The organism is Bradyrhizobium sp. BWA-3-5, from assembly GCF_032917985.1.
Taxonomy (GTDB): domain Bacteria; phylum Pseudomonadota; class Alphaproteobacteria; order Rhizobiales; family Xanthobacteraceae; genus Bradyrhizobium.
Genome location: NZ_CP136626.1, coordinates 6,401,167 through 6,420,651 on the forward strand (window position 1 = coordinate 6,401,167; position 19,485 = coordinate 6,420,651).

The following is a 19,485-nucleotide window of genomic DNA, read 5'->3' on the forward strand; positions in this document are numbered from 1 at the left end:
TGAGTCGGCAGGCAATTTTGCGACTAAATTGAGAATCGCGCGAAGACGACCCCGGCGCTAAAGCGGCGTGATTGCGGCGAATCCCTGTGCCAGCGTCCGCAACGTTGCGGGTTAGGCCAGCGATTTCAAAGAAATGTTGCCAATTGGTAGAGTCGGTAAAGGACTTCCAGGCCCATCAGCACGAGGGCTGCGATCATCAGGTAATAGCCGAAATGCATTGAAAGACTTGAACCAAATCCCCTTGCGGCCCGTTCGCAACTGCGCCCAGACCGTGAACCAAAGTCGATACGCGCCGAAGGACAAGCCTCCGGCGAACCATGCGTCGGCAACTCGAAATGAAAAGGCCTCCGCCGCCGCGGAAGTGTGCTTTTGTCGCGAACCTCTCTTGACCGGAGGCCTCTTGTTCGACGCCAGCTCGCCCTGTTCACACACCGTGGAAAATCTTGATTCCCCACAGCACGATGACGATGGCCAATACCAGCGTAGCCGCCGTCAGTACACTTTCTAAGGAAGCGACTCTCATACTAACTCTCCGCTTCCCAGCCCCGCTAACGGTCTAGGCGATTCGTTGATTCGACTGCAATCGCGCGATCACAATGCTTTGAATGTTGCATGGTGGTTGTGTTTTGCAGGTCACACATCTGGTGCACCGGCGCGTCTTCCGCCCCCGACGGCATTCCCATGCTGCCTGTCGAAGCGGAAATGCACGCCCTTCCGGCGCTTTGCCCCAGAAACCGATTCTATTCTGGCCGATTCGCCGAAACGTAGGAGCCGTTCGGCACCAAGGCGCTTCGCCGCCCTTCGGCGAGCACCGCCAGGCGGTCGTACTCTTCCGCTACCTTGAGCAGGCGCCCCTGGTCCTTGGCCGCCGTCGCAGCCAGAGCCCTCGTCAGTTCCGCGCGCTTGCGCCAGTGGTCCGCATTGGTCAGGAAATCCGTCATTGATCGCCCCTAGAAATGGCTTGGCTCCCCCAGCCCGCGCAAACGTCAGAAAGTCCGGCCATACGTCAAAAATTTGGCCCAATCCGATCTGCCGTGTGACGGGCGGGACCTGTGGCTTCTTCGTCAGGCCATCTCGCCGTTGCCTTTCCGACGCAAATTTGCCCACGACTCAATGGAAAGCTCGGCATCGAACCCACAATCGGGCCACCTTGCGAGCAGGAACTTGTCATGAGTATCGAACATCCGCCGTATCACGGACAGGCCCGCGTCATCGCGTATCGCCACGTCCAGCACGCCAGCAATGTCGTGCGGCTGCATGAAGCCGGTCAGCCGCGTCAGGCGGATCACGTGGACGACAAGCTGCTCGCGGCGTTGTCGCCGCTGCTCGATGAGGTCGATGGCCTGCGCGCAAATCAGGCCCAGCTTCAGGACGTTCGCAATTTCCGGCGTCTGCGCGAAGAGAACACCAAGCTTCGGCAGCTTGCGGTCAAGCTGTCGAACCTGCTCGGCGATCTTCCCAAGCAGAGCGCCTGAGATCGCGGCTCGCCGCAGCCCGGCGGCGGATCAGGCGCAGGTCGCCGTGACGCTGCCGAACGGGCCGAAATCGGCAACATAGGTTTTACCCGGCTTCGGCCGCAGCATTACTGCGGCGGCGCCTCGGAGCCGGGCGAAATCCCGGCAGGAGCCGGCGGCGCGCGATGGGTTGGGGTGGACAGGCGCGGTCCGCGAATCCGCTCGCCACTGGCGGTATTCTCGAAGCGAACTATATCAGGGCTGCCATCACCATAGCATGCTCCCACGTTTCCATTGCTCAAACCGACAGCCATCTTCCTGTTGTTGATCCTCTTCCCGGTCGGTGTTTCGGCCGGACGGTACTGGCTCGCCGAAAACAGGGGCAATTGGCAGACCGCGGACCGCTCCAGCGCCGGCCTTCTGCCGCTGCCGTCCCAGCATCCTGGCGCGATTATCCGCGTCTACGGCGCGCGCACCGTTCGATGGAAGGCGATATTCGCGATCCACACCTGGATCGTCGTCAAGGAAGAGAACGCGCCGACCTATACCCGTTACGACTACACGGCTTGGGGCGCGCCTGTCCGCACCAACGGCTTCGCCGCCGATGCGCGGTGGTTTGGCGCCGTTCCCGAAACCATCGCGGCGGTCGATGGCCCCGAAGCCAGCCGCCTGATCCCCAAGATCCGCCACGTCATCGAGAACTACAAATTCAGCGCCTATGGCGACTACAATGCGTGGCCGGGACCGAACTCCAACACCTTTGTCCAGGCCGCCCTCGACGCCGTTCCCGAAATCAGGGTTGTCCTGCCGCCGACCGCCGTCGGAAAGGATTTTCCTTATCGCGGCGAGTGGTTCGGCGTGACCCCATCAGGCACTGGTGTGTACGCCTCCCTCGGCGGCTATTTCGGTCTCATCGTCGGATGGGTTGAAGGTTTCGAGATCAACTTCCTCGGCGCCGTGCTGGGCTTCGACATTCGCCGCCCAGCGCTCAAGCTGCCGGGGCTTGGCCGGCTGGGGATGACGGCCGGGATCTAGCCCCGGGATCTAGCCAGAGGAAGCCGCCACTTGCCATTGGTGCGCCGACCACCACTTCGCAATCGCGGCGACAAGATCGTCCCAGATCGCGGCCGGAAGATCGGGCACGGCAATGCGCACGCTGTAGCGGTCTGTTGTAGGATTGCGGAACCACTCCGTCGCGGCAAAATCAAAGCCGAAGCTCCCCGCGTGCTGGATCGGCAAACCCGCTTCTGCCAGATCGCGGCTCATTTCTGCAGCTGCGCGTCGGGCTGACGCCTCATCCAGCTTCTGCCGGCCAGTGAGCGTGACATAAAGACCGTGAACGTAATGCAGTTCGGCGGTGAGGCCTCGGAGCGCCCTCGCGAAATACCGGCCGGCGCGGCGGCCGTTGCGTAAAATCGCCGCGATCCGCTTGTTCGTCAGTTCGCGATATAAGGGTGTGCCAATGTAAGGCGGAAAATGCGCCGGCAGCGCAGCGCCACCAAGCAGCCGAACCGCATTTCGCGCTTCAGCCGGAATCTCCGCGAGGTTTGATCCGCAAGGAACGCTCTTTCCCCAGTCGACGAAAGTCATCGAGCCAAGCCGGCCGTACTCGGCCCCGAGCGAATCCAGTTTCGTATGGCTACGCGCCATGACGACAGGGATGGAAAATTCGCGCGCACGCGCCAGTACGCGCCGGATGCGGCCCGACCCGCCGGAGAAGCAGGTGGTATCGAAAATCAGGAGATCGGGCGCCGCATCCATCTGATGCAGCCCGGCGTGGAATGCCGGCACTGAGGCGGAGGAATCCAGCAGCAGGATTCGCCGCGAAGCCGATTTCGGAATGACCGCCGCTTCACCCGCGCAGTTCAGCGTGATCATGCGGAAGCGTTCGGCGTAGCCCTCAATGAACTCCTGCGTCTCGCCATAAGCGCCCGGCAAGACCACGATGTCCGCCTTTCCAATCACGCGCGCCAGTGCAAGCAACAGCGCCGAGATCGCCGCCATGCCGGACGCCGTGTAGACGGTGTCGATTACGCCGCACTGAAGTTCGTAAAACGAGGGGCCGCGCACATCGAGATCGGCGCGCTGGTAGTCGTAGCTGAATTCGAAGGGACCGATGCGCCGCTGCCCCGGATGTGCCCAGGCCGTCTCGGTGACCGTCCAATCATGAAGCGCGTGCTCGGCCTTGAGGGCAGCGGTGAGCTGAAACTTGTGCCTGATGACGTCAGTTACCGAGCGCGGACAGCTGAGCGGTAGAGGGTGGTGCAGGCAATCATTGATCAGTCTGAGTTCTCTGTGCTTGCGATCCAGATATGCTTTGACGTCTTCGACGCAAATCTTCGTGGGGCGACCGTGCCCGCCTGCGTCAGGCGTTACTTCTGGGACGAACGCACCGACCATCTCGGGATTGGCTCCAGCGGTGTGCGGTAGATTTCATTGTCGTTCTCGTCCATCACCCGGACGAAGCAATCCGCCGAGCGAAGCTCCGGCTTGAGGCGGCGCAGCTCGCTCGCCAGCGCATCCGCGCGATCGGATGCGACGGCAAGATCCTCCAGGATCATGCCGCCCTGATTGTTCGGCCGACCATCAACCATCAGGTCAAAATAATAGAAAGGCATCAGTGAGAACCCGTAAGGCTCGTCAAAGCGATAGGTGCTTGATAGAAGGCCGTCCCGCCCTCTTCCCGCACCGCTATCTGATTTCCAGGTTTCACAAAGTGAGGGTGCTCACTCCCGATGCGGTGAGCGACAAAGCTGGCATGCTCCCTCGCCTCCTTGCGGGATTTGCATTGATGCCCGAGAAAATCCCGGGCTGAGATCTCCCCGATCAGGTCGAAATAATATCTCTTCATGCCCTGCAAACGCCGGTCATTGTCGGGAGTTCCTCGCCGCGCAGGCAGCCTGATTGCAGGTCGCCAACATGTGGCGGGACACGGTATGGATGATGAAAGTCGCACGCCTCCTGCATGGCTTCCGCGCAGCTCGTGTCACATGGTTACAACATCGGCCTCGTTCCTGAGCCGGAACAGCAATTAGGACTCCACGGCGGGCGCGGCCTGGATCAGTATCCATGGCTCCTGATCGGCGGATCGAGCGTTTTCATCACTGAATTGTTCTTAAGGCCCGGCGGGACCGGGATGCGGAAAATGTACCGCGCCCTCTTGCACTCGCTGCAAATGAAAAATAGGGAACCCAGATGACCTATTTCATTTTTGCCCGCGACGGTACGAGTCGCATCGTTTTGAAGCGCGACAACCGCGACGCCGCGGAGAAGAAAGCGCGCGAGCTGACCGATCTGGGGTGGTTCGAAGTCAGGATTGAAGAAGAAGCGCAGATTGAAAAGGTGGAAGCGCCGAAGGAAAGAGCTTCGCAAGCGGCGAGGACGATCGAGCAGGCCTGAAGGTGCGCATCGTCGCGGCCTAAGATGCAGGCACTGGATGCCACGTTATATTGACACAATCATAGATAGATCGCTGCTGAAAGCGGTTCGGCACGCACCCGGCCTCCATGCTCGCTTCGGTATTGAGGATGTGATTTGCCAAAATCCCAGCGCCATGCCCGCGGGAACATAGCCTGTATTCGGGTTTTTAAAGGGGATCGGCGGTTGACTCGGGAACCGCCAGCAATCAGAAAAAGCCCTGAAATATGAATAGCAAGTGTAAATGGTCGGAGTGGCAGGATTCGAACCTGCGACCCCTGCGTCCCGAACGCAGTGCTCTACCGGGCTGAGCCACACTCCGACTTGGATGGCGGCTTATAGCCTTGGGTTTCGGCGACCGCAAGCAGCCCATTTAAGGAAATTATTCACAGTGAATGTTGGCCTGAACACCCAGATTTTGCCTGCCGGCGCGACCGCCGTGACGGCGGCGGCCCGGACCCTTGCCGATGGCGGGCTGGTCGCGTTCCCGACCGAAACGGTCTACGGCCTCGGCGCCGACGCCACCAATCCGGCTGCGATCGCCCGTCTCTACCAGGCCAAAGGCCGACCGGCCTTCAATCCGCTGATCGCCCATGTCGGCGACATTGCGGCGGCGCTGAAGATCGCGCGCTTTGATGCGGCTGCAACCACGCTCGGCGAGGCGTTCTGGCCCGGCCCGCTGACGCTGGTGCTGCCGAAGACGGACGGCTGCAACGTCGCCGATCTCGCGACCGCCGGCCTCGATACGGTCGCGGTCCGCATCCCGGCGCACGCGATCGCGCGCGACATCCTGCGCGTATTCGGCGGTTCTGTGGTGGCGCCGTCGGCGAACATTTCGGGCCACGTTTCGCCGACCACGGCGGCCCATGTGCACAGCGATCTCGCCGGGAAGATCGACCTGATTGTCGACGGCGGCGCGGTCGAGGTCGGTGTCGAATCCACCATCGTCGGCTGCTTTGAGGCACCGGTCCTGCTGCGCCCCGGCGGCCTGCCGCGCGCCGAAATCGAGCGCGTGCTCGGCCGCGCTTTGGAGCAACCGCCGAAAGATGCGGAAAGCGACAGCGCGCAGCCGCTGGCGCCGGGCATGCTGGCCTCGCATTACGCACCCCGCGCGCGCGTGCGGCTCAATGCCGCCGCGATCGAGCCGGGCGAGGCATTGCTCGCGTTCGGCCTCGGAGCAATTTCGGGAATTGACGCCGCCGCCGCGGTGATGAATCTGTCGGAGCGCGGCGATCTCAACGAGGCTGCGGCCAATCTGTTCGGCTTCTTGCGCGCGCTCGATGCCAAGGGCGTGCGCAGCATTGCCGTGATGCCCGTACCGAACGACGGATTGGGCGAAGCCATCAACGACCGGTTGCGCCGCGCTGCCGTCGAGCGAGAATAACGGGCGGGAATGAAAGAGAAGAAGATGAATATCGTCCAGGGCGCCATGCCCCCTCTTCCCACTGAACTCATCGCAAAGTTTCGCGCCATCGTCGGCGATAAATATGCGGTGACTGATGCGGCCGATATCGCGCCTTACGTTACCGAAGAACGTGACCTGTTTCATGGCCGCTCGCCACTGGTGCTGCGCCCCGGCTCAACCGCGGAAGTGTCGGCAATCTGCAAGCTCGCCAGCGAGCACAAGATCGCGCTGGTGCCGCAGGGCGGCAACACCGGTCTCGTCGGCGGCCAGACGCCACACAATGGCGAGGTCGTCGTGTCGCTGCGGCGGCTCGACAAGATCCGCGACATCGATCCCGCCTCCAACACCATGACCTGCGAGGCCGGCGTGATCCTGCAGATCGCGCAACAGCGCGCGGCGGAAGTCGATCGGCTGTTTCCGCTGTCGCTCGGTGCGGAAGGAAGCTGCACCATTGGCGGCAATCTTTCGACCAATGCCGGCGGCACTGCGGCACTGGCCTTTGGCGTGGCGCGCGAAATGGCGCTCGGGCTGGAGGTCGTGCTGGCCGACGGGCGGATATTGAACGGGCTGTCGAAGCTGAAAAAGGACAACACCGGCTACGATTTGCGCAACCTCTTCATCGGCGCTGAGGGCACACTCGGCATCATCACGGCTGCAACGCTGAAGCTGTTTCCGAAGCCGCGCGCGGTGGAAACCGCCTATGTCGGTCTTGCCTCGCCGGCACAGGCGCTAAAGCTGCTCTCGATCTCGCAGAACCAGGCGGCAGGGAGCCTCACCAGCTTCGAACTGCTGGCCGATATCGCCGTCGATTTCAGCCTGCGTCACGGCATCGACGTTCGCGATCCCCTGACATCAAAGCATCCCTGGTACGTGCTGATGGAGCTGTCGTCCTCGCGCGACGACGCCCGCGCCGCGCTGGAATCGATTCTCGCTGAAGGCATGGAGCAAGGCATCGTCGACGATGCCGTGATCGCAGCCAACCTCACGCAGCGCGCCGGCTTCTGGAAGCTGCGCGACGAAATGTCGGCGGCGCAGAAGCCGGAAGGCGGCTCGATCAAGCATGATATCTCGGTGCCGGTTGCGGCGGTGCCCGCCTTCATCGAGGAGGCCAATGCCGCCGTGGTCAAACTCATTCCGGGCTCGCGGCCGGTGCCGTTCGGCCATCTCGGCGACGGTAACATCCACTACAATGTCAGCCAGCCGATCGGCGGCAACACCGCCGACTTCATGTCGCGCTGGCATGAGGTCAACGACGTGGTGTTCGAAATCGTGCTGCGGATGGGCGGATCGATTTCGGCCGAGCACGGCATCGGCGTGCTCAAGCGCGACGAACTGCCCGACGTCAAGGACAAGGTCGCGATCGAGCTGATGCGCGGCATCAAGGCGATGCTCGATCCCCTGGGCATCATGAATCCGGGCAAGGTGCTGTGACCGTATCTGTGACGAAGCCTGTTCCCGCGCTCGCCGTCTCGGATATCGCCGATGCCGATATCGCCGCCGTGATCGCGTTGTGGCAGGCCTGCGGCCTGACGCGGCCGTGGAACGATCCTTCAAGCGACATCGCGCTGGCCCGGCGCGAGCGGAATTCGACCGTGCTGGTCGGCCGCGAGGGCAATGCGATCGTGGCGACCGCGATGGTCGGCCATGACGGCCACCGCGGCTGGGTCTATTACGTCGCCAGCGATCCCAACCGCCGCGGCAAAGGCTATGGCCGCGCCATCATGAATGCGGCCGAGGACTGGCTGCGCGCCGCCGGCATGGCGAAGCTGCAATTGCTGGTTCGGCGCGAAAACGCCGGCGTCGCCGCGTTCTATCAGTCGCTCGGCTACGAAGAGGCCCAGACCGTCATGCTCGCCAAATGGCTCGATGGCCGCGAGCCGCCGCGCTGAGGATTGCCATGACCATCTCCGACCGCGTCCGCGTCAAGAATGTCGAGATCCTGTCTGACCGGCGCTATCGGCTAGACGAAGTCGAGTTCGACTATCGCCGCGGCAATGGCGAGTGGCAGACGCAGAAGCGGGAGGTGTTCGACCGCGGTCACGCCGCGACGCTGCTGCCGTACAACCTCGCGAAACGCACCGTTGTGCTGGCGCGCCAGTTCCGCCTGCCGGCCTATCTGGCCGGCCACGACGATCTCATGATCGAGGCCGCCGCCGGCATGCTCGACGACGCAACGCCGGAGAAGCGGATTCGCGCCGAAGCGGAAGAGGAAATCGGCTACCGCCTGCACCATGTGCAAAAAGTGTTCGAAGCCTTCATGAGCCCGGGCTCGGTTACGGAGAAAATCCACTTCTTCGTCGCCGAATACGATGCCGCGATGCGCGTCGGCGATGGCGGCGGCTTGGAGGAAGAAGGCGAGGATATCGAGGTGCTGGAGCTGCCGATCGATCAGGCGCTCGCGATGATATCCGACGGCCGCATCATCGACGCCAAGACCATCATGCTGCTGCAGTATGCGGCGCTGAATATTTTTAAATAGCTCGCACTATCGTCGTCCCTGCGGACGCAGGGACCCATACCCCCAAATGTCGATTGTGAATGGGAAAGTGGCCCCAGCGTTTTTCAACATTTCAGATCGGTGGTTATGGGTCCCCGCGTTCGCGGGGACGACGGAGAAAGCACGATGCTCAAAATAACGACCCCTGCCCGTCGTCCTCCGGCACGGACGCCTTGCGCGGCGCGGCCTTCTTTGGCGGCTTCGGCTCCTCCGCCGCTCGCTGCTCCTCCGTGATCGGCAGCAGCAACTGCGCATCGTCATTGACAACTTTGTTGACGCGCGTGGAAATCTCGTGCCAGGCGAACTCGCCCTCGGCCGGTCCGCGCAGCAGCGGCATGATCTCGTCGACGTCGTAGGCGCGGCTGTCGAGCCAGCGCTCGAATTCCTCCGGTGCAATCGTCACGGGCACCCGGTTATGCAACACGGATAGGTCGCGGCTCGCCGGTGCGGTGACGATGGCGACGCCGTCGGTCTCCTCGCCATTCGGCCCCATCCAGGTCTCCGCCAGTGCCGCAAAGCCGACGGGCTTTCCGTCGCGGCGGTGGATGAAGAAGGGCCGCGTGCGACCGCCAGCATCCTGCCACTCGTAATAACCGTCCGCCGGAATAAGACAGCGCCGCCGCTTGATCGCATTCTTGAACGCCGGCTTCTCGCGCACCGTCTCGGAACGCGCATTGATCAGCAGCGTAAATTTGCGGGGGTCCTTGACCCATGCCGGCACCAGCCCCCAGCGCATCAACTGGAAATGGCGGCCGCCGTTCTCCAGCATGACCACCGGAACCGGCTGGGTTGGCGCAATATTGTATCTGGGCGGAAAATTCGGCTGCTCAATATAGCCGAAAATTTGCCGAAGCGCCGCCGGGGGCGATGTAATTACGAAGCGTCCGCACATTATCTGACTAACATAAGCTTCCGTTTAATGGGTGTTAACCCAGGCCCTTAACAGTGGGCCCGATGAATTCCATGGCCGCCAACGATTTGCGATCCGATCGCCCGATGCCGCCACCATCGGGCCATATTGACGAGGCCCGCGCGGCGCAGTTGCGCGCGGCCAACATCAACCCGCGCACCGGGCTCGCCACCGACTACCTGAATCATTTCAACGAAGCCATCATGCTGCTTGAAATGGTTCCGGACATGCCGGAGTGCGCGGAGGATTTTCTCACCTGGACCCCGCTGTCCTATGCCGAGCATTTCTGGGCCTCCAATTTCAAGGCGCGCGATCTCGCGATCGAGGCCTATGAATGCGCCGACCCGAAGGTCCGCGCGGATTTCGACCATCTCACCACGACCATGACCTCGATCCTGACCGCGGTCGGCAAGGCGATGCGCGACGCCCAGCAGGACCGGACGCGTGCGACGCTGGCCGAGCAGGCCACCGCCTGGGTCAAGCCGCTGGTGGCGCTGGCCGGCGGCGTCATCAATGGCAGTTCGGAAACGAACATCGAAGCGGCGATGTCGAATTAGCCGCCGCGCGGCTGCCCCGTCGCGTTAGACCTGCGCGGATTGATCGGGCATGATCGCTCCCGCACAAGCGCGTTCCCCAGTTGCCGGATCACCCCGTGACCTCCCTTGTTCAGCCGACCCGTCCCCAGCTTGCCGTCAGCGGCGCGATTTTTCGCGATGGCGAGGTCCTGCTGGTCCGCCGTGCCCGCTCGCCGGGCAAGGGCTTCTACTCCCTCCCCGGCGGCCGGGTCGAATTCGGCGAATCCCTGCACACCGCGCTCCACCGCGAGGTCGACGAGGAGACGGGCCTGAGAGTCGAGATTTTGGGCCTTGCCGGCTGGCGCGAGGTGCTGCCCGGGGCCTCCGGCGGCGGGCATTACGTGATCATGTCGTTTGCGGCGCGCTGGACGGCGCGGGAGCCGGTCCTGAACGACGAGCACGACGACTTCAAATGGCTGGCGCCGGATCAAATCGGCGATCTCAAGGTTACCGGTGGCCTTGCGGAGGTCATCGAGGCCGCCCGGAAGCTGGTCTAGGCGTCCCCGCCAGCCTTGCTTCGGGGCCCTTAAGGGGGCATATGGCCCTCAAATGCTCAAGCACGCCCTCGCCGCCCTCATCCTGGTTTCGGCCTGCCATCTGGCCCCCGCGCGGGCCCAGGATGCCGCCGCGCCGTTCGACGGCGATCTGCAGCGGCTGGCCGAAATTCTCGGCACCCTGCACTACCTCCGGGGCATCTGCGGCGCCAATGAGGGGGCGAAGTGGCGGAACGAGATGCAGGCCCTGATCGACGCCGAGACCCCCTCGGGCGACCGCCGCGCTCGCATGATCGCCGGCTTCAACCGCGGCTATAATGGCTTTCAGCAGACCTATCGGACCTGCACCCCCGCGGCCTCGGTCGCGATCCGCAGGTATATCGAGGAAGGCTCGAAGATTTCGCGCGACCTCACCGCGCGCTATGCCAACTGAAGAAAAATGGACGCGATCTATTTCGACCTCGACGGCACGCTGACCGACCCCAAGCCGGGCATCACCCGCTCGATCCAATATGCGCTGCAACGGCTCGATCACCACACGATCCCCACCGAGGACGAACTGACCTGGTGCATCGGCCCGCCGCTGCGGGCCAGCTTCGTGAGGCTGCTCGGCGCCGATCACGCCGCGGACCGCGCGGTGACGCTCTACCGCGAGCGGTTTTCCGATGTCGGCCTCTACGAGAACGGCGTTTATGACGGCATCAGCGACGTGCTGACTGCGCTGTGCGCCTCCGGTCACCGGCTATTCGTTGCCACCAGCAAGCCGCACGTCTTCGCCGAACGAATCATCGATCATTTCGGCCTGCGTGGCCACTTCGAGCGCGTGTTCGGCTCCGAACTCGACGGCACCCGTGTGGATAAATCGCATCTGCTCGAATACGCGCTGAAGGAAGTTTTGGTCGATCCGGCCAAAACCCTGATGATCGGCGACCGCAGCCACGACATGGTCGGCGCGAAAAACAACGGCATGAAGGGCATCGGCGTGCTGTACGGCTATGGCAGCCGGGACGAACTGCTCGGCGCCGGCGCACACCATGTCTGCGCGACGCCGGCCGCGATTTTGGGCTGCATTTCCTGAGCGGCCGGACCCCCGCCCGAAATTCGTGCAGCGCTGTTAACCTTTCCTAAAGATGTAGCTAGGCTGGCGCGCCCCGCGTGCTACAGCTTGTTGCGTTAGATGCGTTCCGTCCTGGTTCGCCCGCAAATTTCGTTGAGTTCATGAGCCGTCCAGCCGCCTTCTCGATCGACCACGACCCGCTTCCCGATCTCGAACAGAAGCAGACGGCGCTCAGCTATCTGAGCGAAGCCTGGGCGGAAGCCCGGCACGACGGCGTCGATGGCGACTGCCTTGCGCAGGCGAGCCTGTTCACGGCGCTGGCCGAACTGGTCTCGACCTATGGCGAGGACGCGGTCGCGAAATTCGCAGACGGGCTCTCGACCCGCGTGCGCAACGGCGAGTTCTCGCTGACGCTCGCGAAGCAGTAGTTGCACATGCTGCTGTCGTCACCCGCGCAGGGGGTGACCCAGTACGCCGCGTACGCCGCGGCTCCTCGATTAAATCACTTCCCTCTCTGGAATGCTGGATCACCCGCCCCAGTGCGCAAATTGCGCACAAGGCGGGTGACGACATCGATGGATGGGACAACGTAGAGAACTACGCCTTCAACGTCTCCAGGAACCGCACCGGTTCGCCGGTTGACGGCGTCGTCACCTCGCCCTGCCACATCACGCGCTTGCCGCGCACGAAGGTGCCGACCGGCCAGCCGGTGACGCGGACGCCGTCATAGGGCGTCCACCCTGCCTTTGAGGCCACCCATTTGTTGGTGATGGTCTCGCTGCGCTTGAGATCGACGATGGTGAAGTCGGCGTCATAGCCGGCCGCAATACGGCCCTTGCAGGCGATGTTGTAGAGCCGCGCGGGACCGGCGCTGGTCAGATCGACGAAGCGCTGCAGCGACAGCCGCCCCGCATTGACGTGGTCGAGCATCAACGGCACCAGCGTCTGCACCCCCGTCATGCCCGACGGCGAGGCCGGATAGGTCTTCTGCTTTTCTTCCAGCGTGTGCGGCGCATGGTCGGAGCCGAGCACGTCGATGATGCCCTGCTCGATGCCGAACCAGATGCCCTCGCGGTGATCGGCCGAGCGCACCGGGGGGTTCATCTGGGCGAGCGTGCCGAGCCGCTCGTAGCATTCGGGCGCGGCCATGGTGAGGTGATGCGGCGTTGCCTCGCAGGAGGCGACGTCCTTGTGGTCGCGCAGATACAGGATCTCTTCCTTGGTCGAGATGTGCAGCACGTGGATGCGTTTTCCCGTCTCGCGCGCGAGGTTGACCAGCCGCTGCGTCGCCATCAGCGCCGCCGTCTCGTCGCGCCAGACCGGATGCGAGCGCGGATCACCCTCGACGCGGATCGGCTTGCGTTCGTTGAGGCGGTACTCGTCCTCGGCATGGAAGGCGGCGCGGCGGCGGATCACCTGGAAGATGCGGCGCAGGCTCTCATCATCCTCGACCAGCAGCGCACCGGTGGAAGAACCGATGAACACTTTTACGCCGGCGCAGCCCGGCGCGCGTTCGAGCTCAGGCAAATGATTAACGTTCTCGCGCGTGCCGCCGATGAAGAACGCAAAATCGCAATGCATGCGATGGTGGCCGGCCTTGATCTTGGCGGTGAACGTCTCCTCGGTGACCGTGAGCGGGTTAGTGTTCGGCATCTCGAAGACAGCGGTGACGCCGCCCATCACGGCGCTGCGCGAACCCGTCTCCAAATCTTCCTTATGCGTCAGCCCGGGCTCGCGGAAATGCACCTGCGTATCCATCACGCCGGGCAGGATATGCAGACCCCTGCAGTCGATCGTCTCGGCGGCGGAAGCCTGTCCGAGCCCGCCGATCGCCACGATCCGGCCGTTGGAAATGCCGATGTCGCGGACGCCCTCGCCGTCCTGATTGACCACGGTGCCGGATTTTAGAATGGTATCAAATCGTTGATTCATCGGTCCTCGAGGCCTGCTTCAGGGCTTCCGCACAGGGCTTGTTGGCGGCACCTTAGCGCCTTAACTTCGCATGGGATATCCATCAACCGTGTTTTCCCAGGAACTTCAAAAGACCGTCAAAAGAGGCCGATTTAGCTTATGAAAGCAGCGTTTCTTCCTGATCGGGGCGTGGTGAAGGTGACGGGTGAGGACGCCCGCAACTTCCTCAACGGCCTTGTCACCACAGACATCACGCTGCTAGCGCCCGGGCTGGGCCGGTTCGGCGCGCTGCTGACGCCGCAGGGCAAGATCACGACCGACTTCCTGATCACCGAGGCTCCGGCCGGCCATGGCGGCGGCTTCCTGATCGATGCGCCGCGCGTGCTGGCGCAGAACCTCGCCGACAAGCTCGGCTTCTACAAGCTGCGCGCCAAGGTCGCGGTGGAGAATATCTCCGACAGCATGGGCGTACTGGCGGCGTGGGACGGCGAGCCCGCGATGAAGCCCGATCTGGCGTTCGCCGATCCGCGGCATGAAAGCCTGGGCTGGCGCATTCTCGTATCCGAGGATCTCAAAGCGAAGGTGGCCGATCTGATCGGTGCCGAACTCGTGGACAGCGAGGCTTACGAGGTCCATCGCATCGCCGCGGGCGTGCCGCGCGGCGGGCTCGATTTCATGTATAGCGACGCGTTCCCGCACGAGACCAACATGGACCGCCTGCACGGGGTCGATTTCGACAAGGGCTGCTATGTCGGCCAGGAGGTGGTGTCGCGGATGCAGCATCGCGGCACCGCGCGCACGCGGATCGTGCGCGTCACGCTCGAAGATTTTTCGCCCGAGACCGGCGTTGCCGTGCTCGGCGGCGACAAGCAGGTCGGCACGATGGGCTCGACCGCCGGCGGCCACGGCCTGGCGCTGGTCCGGATCGACCGCGTGGCCGATGCGCTCGATGCTGGCCTTTCGCTCACGGCCGGCGGCCTTGCGATCCGCCTGACCGACCCGAACGACGTGCGCACCCCGCCAAAGCAGACCGTCGCATGAGCAGATCTGCGCGCCTGCACCCCGACGGCAAGATGCGGTGCCCGTGGCCGGGCGAAGACCCGTTTTATGTCGCCTATCACGACACCGAATGGGGCGTTCCCGAATATGACGACCGCGCGCTCTATGAAAAGCTGATCCTCGACGGTTTCCAGGCCGGACTGTCCTGGATCACGATTTTGCGCAAGCGCGACAACTTCCGCAAAGCCTTCGACGATTTCCAGCCGGAGAAGATCGCACGCTACAACGCTCAGAAGGTCCATGCGCTGATGAACGATGCCGGCATCGTACGCAACCGCGCCAAGATCGAGGGCACCGTCAACAGTGCGAAGGCCTACCTGAAGATCATGGAAGAAGGCCCGGGCTTCTCGAAATTCCTGTGGGACTTCGTCGACGGCAAACCCATCGTCAACCAGTTCAAGACCACGGCGAGCGTGCCGGCCTCGACGCCGGTGTCAGTCAAGATTTCGAAGGAGCTCGGCGCGCGCGGCTTCAAGTTCGTCGGCCCGACCATCGTCTACGCCTTCATGCAGGCGACCGGCATGGTCAATGACCACCTGGTCACCTGCTTCTGCCACGAAAGCTGCAGCGGCAAACTTCGCAAGCCCCGCCTCAAGGCCAAATGACGCCGCGAAACTCGTCAACCGTCGCGACCCGCGCCTGGCAGCGGATGCTGTCGGGGCGGCGGCTCGATCTGCTCGACCCCTCCCCGCTCGACATCGAGATCGTCGACATCGCCCATGGCCTGGCGCGCGTCGCGCGCTGGAACGGTCAGACCAGCGGCGCGCATATCTTTTCGGTGGCGCAGCACACGCTGCTGGTGGAGATCGTGATGCGCGAGCAGCTCCCGCGCGTCGACCTCCGCTTCCGCCTCGCGGCGCTCCTGCACGACGCGCCGGAATATGTCATCGGCGACATGATCTCGCCGTTCAAGGCGGTGCTCGGCGGCGACTACAAGGTGGTGGAGAAACGCCTGCTTGCGGCGATCCATATCCGCTTCGGCCTGCCGCCGGTTCTGGCCGACGAGATCACCAAGGCGATCAAGGCCGCCGATCGCGGCGCGGCCTATCTCGAAGCCACCCATCTGGCCGGATTTTCAGAAAGCGAAGCCAAGCGCCTGTTCGGCAGGGACCCGGGCCTACCCGAGGGTACGGTGAGCAACTACCTGACGCCCTGGACCGCGGCCCGGGCCGAGAAGCAATTTTTGGCGCGATTCAACCTGCTGCTTGGTTGATTGGCCCCCCGCGAAGCTGCTTTCACCGCCCGGTCACCGGGCCTATAATCGCTGGCAAAAGCCTATTCAGGGAACGTCTTTAGGAATCATCATGCTTCACGTCTGCTCGCTTGCCGCACTTCCCGAGACCGTGCGGGCCACCGGCGCCAGCCACATTCTGACCGTGATGGCCAATGTCGACCAGGTACAGCGTCCGGCTTCCGTGCTCGAGGCCAACCACCTCAAGGTGTCGATGGACGATATTATCGAGCAGATGGACGGCTTCGTGGCGCCATCGGTCGAGCATATCGAGCGGGTGCTCAATTTCGTCCGCGGCTGGGACCGCAGCGCGCCGATGGTGGTGCATTGCTATGCCGGCATCAGCCGCTCGACGGCGAGTGCGTTCGCCGCCGCCTGCGCGCTAAATCCGCACCGCGACGAGATCGAGATCGCCCGGCAAATCCGGGCCCGCTCACCGATCGCCTCGCCCAATCGGCTGATCGTCAGCCTCGCCGACAAAGCGCTGGGACGCGAAGGGCGGATGCTGCGCGCGCTCGATGAAATGGGCCCCGGCAGCATGACCGTCGAGGGCCGGCCCTTCCAGCTCGATCTGGAATAGAACCTGTGTGCTGCCTGCGCGTATGGCGCGAAAGACCGTACCCTTTGCAGCCAAGCGTGCGACATTGCCCCCGGGCTTGATTTGAACTTTTAGCGGACAAAGCCCCACAGAGGATTGCAGCCGTGCCGCCGACGTGGCCGGTTAGCGCCCTGACGCGTCCGCCGGGAGGCCTGATGTTCGAAGACCCCTTCGTTTTCTTCGCGCTCGTGATCGCAATTGTCGCGCTGATTTTCGCGCGGAAGGCCATGAACCAGGTGGCGGAGCTGCGCCAGCGCCTGGAGGCGATCCAGGCTGCGCCGGCGGTCGCCGCGGCGCCCGTTCCGCCTCCACTCACGCCGTTTGAACAATTCGAACAGAGCCTGCCGCCCGCTTCGCCCGCGGCCGCCACGCCAACACCGCCGCCTATTCTTCCCGAAGTCGAATCAGCTCCGCCCGTTGTACCCCCGGAAATCCCCGAGCAAGCCGCAGGCGGCGCGACATCGCCACCGCCTCCCCCGCCGCCGCAGCCCAACCGCGGCTTCGAGGAGACCATCGGCACGCGCTGGGTCGTATGGGTCGGCGGCCTGACGCTCGCCCTCGGCGGATTCTTCATGGTCAAATACTCGATCGAGGCCGACCTGCTCAGTCCCGAGGTTCGCGTCGCCCTTGGCGGCCTGTTTGCACTGGCGTTGCTGCTCACCGGCGAATGGATGCGCCGCAAGGAGAGCCTGTCTTCGATCGCAGCGCTGCCTATCGCCAATATTCCGGCCATCCTGACCGCGGCCGGAACGGCGGTGGCGTTCGCGACAGTGTATGCCGCCTATGCGCTGTACGGCCTCCTGGTGCCCGCAACCGCGTTCATCCTGCTCGGGCTGGTCGCGCTTGGCACGCTGGCCGCGGCGCTGCTGCACGGGCCGGCACTCGCCGGTCTCGGCGTCGTCGGCGCGTTCGCGACGCCGGTGCTGGTCTCATCGGGCAAGCCCGACTTCTGGGCGCTGTACATCTATCTCGCCATCGTCACCGCGGCAGCCTTTGGTCTGGCACGCGTGAGGCTGTGGCGCTGGCTCGCGGTTACCACGATCGCGTTTGCGCTATTGTGGACATTCCCCTGCCTGCAATGCGGTCCCTCGATGGTTGGCCCGCATGCGTTCCACGTGCTCGTCGGCTTCATTCTCGCCGCGCTGCTGGTGGTTTGCGGCTTCATGTTCGGCCCGCCCGCCGATGCCGGCGAAGTCGAGCCGATCTCGTCCGGTTCGCTGGCGGCCTATCTGCTCGGCGCCACCTTGATCGTGCTGAATAGCTTTCATGCCGATACGGCGATGGTCGTATTCGGCCTGCTGGTGGCCGGCAGTCTCCTGGTCGCCTGGCGCAACGATGCCGCCGCCGGCGCCGTCGGCGCCGCTGCGGCGCTGGTCTTCGTCGTGTTTGCCGAGTGGGCCGTTCGCGCCAACCCCGACATGCTGGTGCTGCCCGGCGGGCCGCTGCAGGGCATCGGACCGAGCGCCACCGACGGCTCGGTGTCGCTGCATTTGATATCGGCCGCGATCTTCGCCGCGGGCTTTGGGATCGCTGGCTTCCTGGCGCAAGGCCGCTCCACCGGGCCGATCATACCGGTGATCTGGTCGGCGGCGGCCGTATTCACGCCGCTGGCGCTGCTGGTCGCGCTCTATGCCCGCATCGCGCTTCTCGACCGCTCGATCCCGTTTGCAATCCTTGCGGTGCTGCTGGCCGCGGCCAATGCCGCCGCGACCGAGATCCTGTCCAAGCGCGGGGACCGTCCAGGCTTGCACGCCGCGATCGCGCTATTTGCGACCGGCACCCTCGCGGCGCTGGCACTGGCGCTGACCTTTGCGCTGGAAAAGGGCTGGCTGACAATTGCATTGGCCTTGATGTCGGTAGGCACCGCCTGGATCTCGACCCAGCGGCCGATTCCCTTCCTGCGCACGCTCGCCGCCGTCCTCGCCGGCATCGTCGTGCTGCGCATCGGCTACGAGCCGCGCATCGTCGGCCAGGCCGTCGGCACCACGCCGATCTTCAACTGGCTGTTGTGGGGCTATGGCATTCCTGCCGCCTCGTTCTGGGCCGGCAGCATCCTCTTGCGCCGCGGAGGCGATGATGCGCCGTTGCGCACGGTGGAGTCGGCCGCGATCCTGTTCACGGTGCTGCTGGCCTTCATGGAAATCCGCCATGCCGTCAACCATGGCGACGTCTATCGCGCGAGCGCCGGCCTCACCGAAGTCGCGCTGCAGGTCTGCGTCGCGCTCGCCATGGCGATCGGGCTGGAGCGGCTGCGCCTCCGTACCGGCAGCGTCATTCACAACGCCGGCGCGATCCTGCTGACGGCCTTCGGCGGCCTCGCAACCTTGTTCGGGCTGCTAGTGCTGGAGAACCCGATGCTTGGCTGGATCGATGTCGGCGGCACCGTGATCAACCTACTGCTGCTCGGTTACGCCCTGCCCGCGGTGCTCGCGCTGCTGTTGTCCTATGCCGTGGCCGGTCACCGTCCGGTCGCCTACGCCAACACGATCGCAGGAGCTGCGCTGGTTCTCGCGCTGGCCTATGTGACGTTCGAGATCAGGCGAATCTATCACGGCCCGGTCATCTCGTCCGGCGCGACCAGCGGCGCCGAACAATACACCTACTCGATCGCCTATCTCGCGTTCGGCGTGGCGCTGCTCGGGATCGGCATTGTCGTCAACTCGCAGCGCGCACGGCTGGCGTCTGCTGTGGTGATAGGGCTGACGATCCTGAAGGCCTTCCTGATCGACATGTCGACGCTCACGGGTGTCTACCGTGCGCTGTCCTTCATGGGCCTCGGCCTGGTGCTGGTGGCGATCGGGTGGCTGTATCAGCGAATCCTGTTCCGCAGGCAGGCGGCGGGGCCGGTTGCATCGGTCACATCGGCAGGAGAGTGAT

General features: G+C 63.9%; 23 protein-coding genes and 1 tRNA gene. 17 read left to right on the forward strand and 7 right to left on the reverse strand.

What is annotated here, in order from left to right; all coding sequences use genetic code 11:
* Positions 1 to 740 precede the first annotated feature (740 nt).
* Positions 741 to 941 (reverse strand): hypothetical protein, encoded by a 201-nt coding sequence (locus tag RX331_RS30685; protein ID WP_317253338.1) that lies wholly within the window; start codon positions 939 to 941, stop codon positions 741 to 743.
* A gap of 228 nt (positions 942 to 1,169) precedes the next feature.
* Here RX331_RS30685 and RX331_RS30690 point away from each other — a divergent pair, with 228 nt between their 5' ends.
* Both RX331_RS30690 and RX331_RS30695 read left to right on the forward strand, forming a co-directional pair.
* Complete coding sequence (locus RX331_RS30690) at positions 1,170 to 1,475, forward strand: hypothetical protein (protein ID WP_317253339.1); 306 nt, start codon at positions 1,170 to 1,172, stop codon at positions 1,473 to 1,475.
* Positions 1,476 to 1,748: 273 nt separating this feature from the next.
* A complete protein-coding gene (locus RX331_RS30695) occupies positions 1,749 to 2,489 on the forward strand; it encodes a DUF3750 domain-containing protein (RefSeq protein ID WP_317253340.1) in 741 nt (246 codons plus the stop codon).
* 9 nt (positions 2,490 to 2,498) lie between these two features.
* Here RX331_RS30695 and RX331_RS30700 read toward each other — a convergent pair whose 3' ends face one another.
* Genes RX331_RS30700 through RX331_RS39110 form a run of 3 tightly spaced genes read right to left on the reverse strand, consistent with a single transcriptional unit; the run spans position 2,499 to position 4,305 of the window.
* A complete protein-coding gene (locus RX331_RS30700) occupies positions 2,499 to 3,854 on the reverse strand; it encodes a hypothetical protein (RefSeq protein ID WP_317253341.1) in 1,356 nt (451 codons plus the stop codon).
* Positions 3,827 to 4,072 (reverse strand): DUF6894 family protein, encoded by a 246-nt coding sequence (locus tag RX331_RS30705; RefSeq protein WP_317253342.1) that lies wholly within the window; start codon positions 4,070 to 4,072, stop codon positions 3,827 to 3,829. Before RX331_RS30705 ends, RX331_RS30700 begins: the two co-directional genes overlap by 28 nt.
* Positions 4,072 to 4,305, reverse strand: coding sequence for a DUF6894 family protein (locus RX331_RS39110; RefSeq protein ID WP_410708028.1), 234 nt, complete (start codon positions 4,303 to 4,305; stop codon positions 4,072 to 4,074). Before RX331_RS39110 ends, RX331_RS30705 begins: the two co-directional genes overlap by 1 nt.
* A 344-nt stretch (positions 4,306 to 4,649) precedes the next feature.
* On the opposite strand from RX331_RS39110, the gene RX331_RS30710 reads away from it, so the two are divergent.
* Positions 4,650 to 4,853, forward strand: coding sequence for a hypothetical protein (locus RX331_RS30710; RefSeq protein ID WP_317253343.1), 204 nt, complete (start codon positions 4,650 to 4,652; stop codon positions 4,851 to 4,853).
* Between the two features lie 263 nt (positions 4,854 to 5,116).
* Here the strand turns inward: RX331_RS30710 and RX331_RS30715 are convergent.
* Positions 5,117 to 5,193, reverse strand: a tRNA-Pro gene (locus tag RX331_RS30715).
* 69 nt (positions 5,194 to 5,262) lie between these two features.
* Here RX331_RS30715 and RX331_RS30720 point away from each other — a divergent pair.
* The 4 genes from RX331_RS30720 to RX331_RS30735 are packed head-to-tail and all read left to right on the forward strand — an operon-like array spanning position 5,263 to position 8,755.
* Positions 5,263 to 6,255, forward strand: a complete 993-nt coding sequence (locus tag RX331_RS30720; protein ID WP_317253344.1) for an L-threonylcarbamoyladenylate synthase — start codon at positions 5,263 to 5,265, stop codon at positions 6,253 to 6,255.
* Positions 6,256 to 6,279: 24 nt separating this feature from the next.
* Positions 6,280 to 7,707 carry an FAD-binding oxidoreductase gene (locus tag RX331_RS30725; RefSeq protein WP_317253345.1) on the forward strand — a complete coding sequence of 476 codons (1,428 nt, stop codon included), beginning with the start codon at positions 6,280 to 6,282 and terminating at the stop codon, positions 7,705 to 7,707.
* A gap of 8 nt (positions 7,708 to 7,715) precedes the next feature.
* Positions 7,716 to 8,165, forward strand: a complete 450-nt coding sequence (locus tag RX331_RS30730; RefSeq protein WP_317253346.1) for a GNAT family acetyltransferase — start codon at positions 7,716 to 7,718, stop codon at positions 8,163 to 8,165.
* Positions 8,166 to 8,173: 8 nt separating this feature from the next.
* Positions 8,174 to 8,755 (forward strand): GDP-mannose pyrophosphatase, encoded by a 582-nt coding sequence (locus RX331_RS30735; protein ID WP_317253347.1) that lies wholly within the window; start codon positions 8,174 to 8,176, stop codon positions 8,753 to 8,755.
* Positions 8,756 to 8,903: 148 nt separating this feature from the next.
* On the opposite strand, the gene RX331_RS30740 is transcribed toward RX331_RS30735, so the two are convergent.
* Positions 8,904 to 9,665, reverse strand: coding sequence for an SOS response-associated peptidase (locus RX331_RS30740; RefSeq protein ID WP_317253348.1), 762 nt, complete (start codon positions 9,663 to 9,665; stop codon positions 8,904 to 8,906).
* 104 nt (positions 9,666 to 9,769) lie between these two features.
* Here RX331_RS30740 and RX331_RS30745 point away from each other — a divergent pair, with 104 nt between their 5' ends.
* From RX331_RS30745 to RX331_RS30765, 5 genes are all read left to right on the forward strand, one after another.
* The gene (locus RX331_RS30745; protein ID WP_317258275.1) at positions 9,770 to 10,240 is read left to right on the forward strand and encodes a hypothetical protein; all 471 of its coding nucleotides are present in this window, start codon (positions 9,770 to 9,772) and stop codon (positions 10,238 to 10,240) included.
* Between the two features lie 95 nt (positions 10,241 to 10,335).
* Positions 10,336 to 10,755: an NUDIX hydrolase gene (locus RX331_RS30750; RefSeq protein ID WP_317253349.1), complete on the forward strand. Its 420-nt coding sequence runs from the start codon at positions 10,336 to 10,338 to the stop codon at positions 10,753 to 10,755.
* A gap of 52 nt (positions 10,756 to 10,807) precedes the next feature.
* Positions 10,808 to 11,185: a TIGR02301 family protein gene (locus RX331_RS30755; RefSeq protein WP_283029594.1), complete on the forward strand. Its 378-nt coding sequence runs from the start codon at positions 10,808 to 10,810 to the stop codon at positions 11,183 to 11,185.
* 6 nt (positions 11,186 to 11,191) lie between these two features.
* Complete coding sequence (locus RX331_RS30760; RefSeq protein ID WP_317253350.1) at positions 11,192 to 11,830, forward strand: HAD family hydrolase; 639 nt, start codon at positions 11,192 to 11,194, stop codon at positions 11,828 to 11,830.
* A gap of 140 nt (positions 11,831 to 11,970) precedes the next feature.
* Complete coding sequence (locus tag RX331_RS30765; protein WP_317253351.1) at positions 11,971 to 12,237, forward strand: hypothetical protein; 267 nt, start codon at positions 11,971 to 11,973, stop codon at positions 12,235 to 12,237.
* A gap of 169 nt (positions 12,238 to 12,406) precedes the next feature.
* On the opposite strand, the gene RX331_RS30770 is transcribed toward RX331_RS30765, so the two are convergent.
* On the reverse strand, positions 12,407 to 13,741 hold the full coding sequence (locus tag RX331_RS30770) for a dihydroorotase (protein ID WP_317253352.1): 1,335 nt from the start codon (positions 13,739 to 13,741) through the stop codon (positions 12,407 to 12,409).
* A 138-nt stretch (positions 13,742 to 13,879) separates the two neighbouring features.
* Between RX331_RS30770 and RX331_RS30775 the strand changes: the two genes are divergently transcribed.
* From RX331_RS30775 to RX331_RS30795, 5 genes are all read left to right on the forward strand, one after another.
* Complete coding sequence (locus RX331_RS30775; protein ID WP_317253353.1) at positions 13,880 to 14,761, forward strand: folate-binding protein; 882 nt, start codon at positions 13,880 to 13,882, stop codon at positions 14,759 to 14,761.
* Positions 14,758 to 15,384: a DNA-3-methyladenine glycosylase I gene (locus RX331_RS30780; protein ID WP_317253354.1), complete on the forward strand. Its 627-nt coding sequence runs from the start codon at positions 14,758 to 14,760 to the stop codon at positions 15,382 to 15,384. The genes RX331_RS30775 and RX331_RS30780 overlap by 4 nt, the downstream gene beginning before the upstream one ends.
* Positions 15,381 to 15,992, forward strand: coding sequence for an HD family hydrolase (locus RX331_RS30785; protein ID WP_317253355.1), 612 nt, complete (start codon positions 15,381 to 15,383; stop codon positions 15,990 to 15,992). Before RX331_RS30780 ends, RX331_RS30785 begins: the two co-directional genes overlap by 4 nt.
* A gap of 91 nt (positions 15,993 to 16,083) precedes the next feature.
* On the forward strand, positions 16,084 to 16,590 hold the full coding sequence (locus tag RX331_RS30790) for a tyrosine phosphatase family protein (RefSeq protein WP_317253356.1): 507 nt from the start codon (positions 16,084 to 16,086) through the stop codon (positions 16,588 to 16,590).
* A 173-nt stretch (positions 16,591 to 16,763) separates the two neighbouring features.
* A complete protein-coding gene (locus tag RX331_RS30795; protein WP_317253357.1) occupies positions 16,764 to 19,484 on the forward strand; it encodes a DUF2339 domain-containing protein in 2,721 nt (906 codons plus the stop codon).
* The last annotated feature ends 1 nt before the right edge of the window (position 19,485 follow it).

Excerpts from the sequence above, each read along its gene's own strand:
- RX331_RS30685 (WP_317253338.1), bottom strand. The coding sequence starts at position 941 with ATGACGGATTTCCTGACCAATGCGGACCACTGGCGCAAGCGCGCGGAA.
- RX331_RS30690 (WP_317253339.1), top strand. The coding sequence starts at position 1,170 with ATGAGTATCGAACATCCGCCGTATCACGGACAGGCCCGCGTCATCGCG.
- RX331_RS30700 (WP_317253341.1), bottom strand. The coding sequence starts at position 3,854 with ATGGTCGGTGCGTTCGTCCCAGAAGTAACGCCTGACGCAGGCGGGCAC.
- RX331_RS30705 (WP_317253342.1), bottom strand. The coding sequence starts at position 4,072 with ATGCCTTTCTATTATTTTGACCTGATGGTTGATGGTCGGCCGAACAAT.
- RX331_RS39110 (WP_410708028.1), bottom strand. The coding sequence starts at position 4,305 with ATGAAGAGATATTATTTCGACCTGATCGGGGAGATCTCAGCCCGGGAT.
- RX331_RS30710 (WP_317253343.1), top strand. The coding sequence starts at position 4,650 with ATGACCTATTTCATTTTTGCCCGCGACGGTACGAGTCGCATCGTTTTG.
- RX331_RS30725 (WP_317253345.1), top strand. The coding sequence starts at position 6,280 with ATGAATATCGTCCAGGGCGCCATGCCCCCTCTTCCCACTGAACTCATC.
- RX331_RS30735 (WP_317253347.1), top strand. The coding sequence starts at position 8,174 with ATGACCATCTCCGACCGCGTCCGCGTCAAGAATGTCGAGATCCTGTCT.
- RX331_RS30740 (WP_317253348.1), bottom strand. The coding sequence starts at position 9,665 with ATGTGCGGACGCTTCGTAATTACATCGCCCCCGGCGGCGCTTCGGCAA.
- RX331_RS30745 (WP_317258275.1), top strand. The coding sequence starts at position 9,770 with ATGCCGCCACCATCGGGCCATATTGACGAGGCCCGCGCGGCGCAGTTG.
- RX331_RS30755 (WP_283029594.1), top strand. The coding sequence starts at position 10,808 with ATGCTCAAGCACGCCCTCGCCGCCCTCATCCTGGTTTCGGCCTGCCAT.
- RX331_RS30760 (WP_317253350.1), top strand. The coding sequence starts at position 11,192 with ATGGACGCGATCTATTTCGACCTCGACGGCACGCTGACCGACCCCAAG.
- RX331_RS30765 (WP_317253351.1), top strand. The coding sequence starts at position 11,971 with ATGAGCCGTCCAGCCGCCTTCTCGATCGACCACGACCCGCTTCCCGAT.
- RX331_RS30770 (WP_317253352.1), bottom strand. The coding sequence starts at position 13,741 with ATGAATCAACGATTTGATACCATTCTAAAATCCGGCACCGTGGTCAAT.
- RX331_RS30775 (WP_317253353.1), top strand. The coding sequence starts at position 13,880 with ATGAAAGCAGCGTTTCTTCCTGATCGGGGCGTGGTGAAGGTGACGGGT.
- RX331_RS30780 (WP_317253354.1), top strand. The coding sequence starts at position 14,758 with ATGAGCAGATCTGCGCGCCTGCACCCCGACGGCAAGATGCGGTGCCCG.
- RX331_RS30785 (WP_317253355.1), top strand. The coding sequence starts at position 15,381 with ATGACGCCGCGAAACTCGTCAACCGTCGCGACCCGCGCCTGGCAGCGG.
- RX331_RS30790 (WP_317253356.1), top strand. The coding sequence starts at position 16,084 with ATGCTTCACGTCTGCTCGCTTGCCGCACTTCCCGAGACCGTGCGGGCC.
- RX331_RS30795 (WP_317253357.1), top strand. The coding sequence starts at position 16,764 with ATGTTCGAAGACCCCTTCGTTTTCTTCGCGCTCGTGATCGCAATTGTC.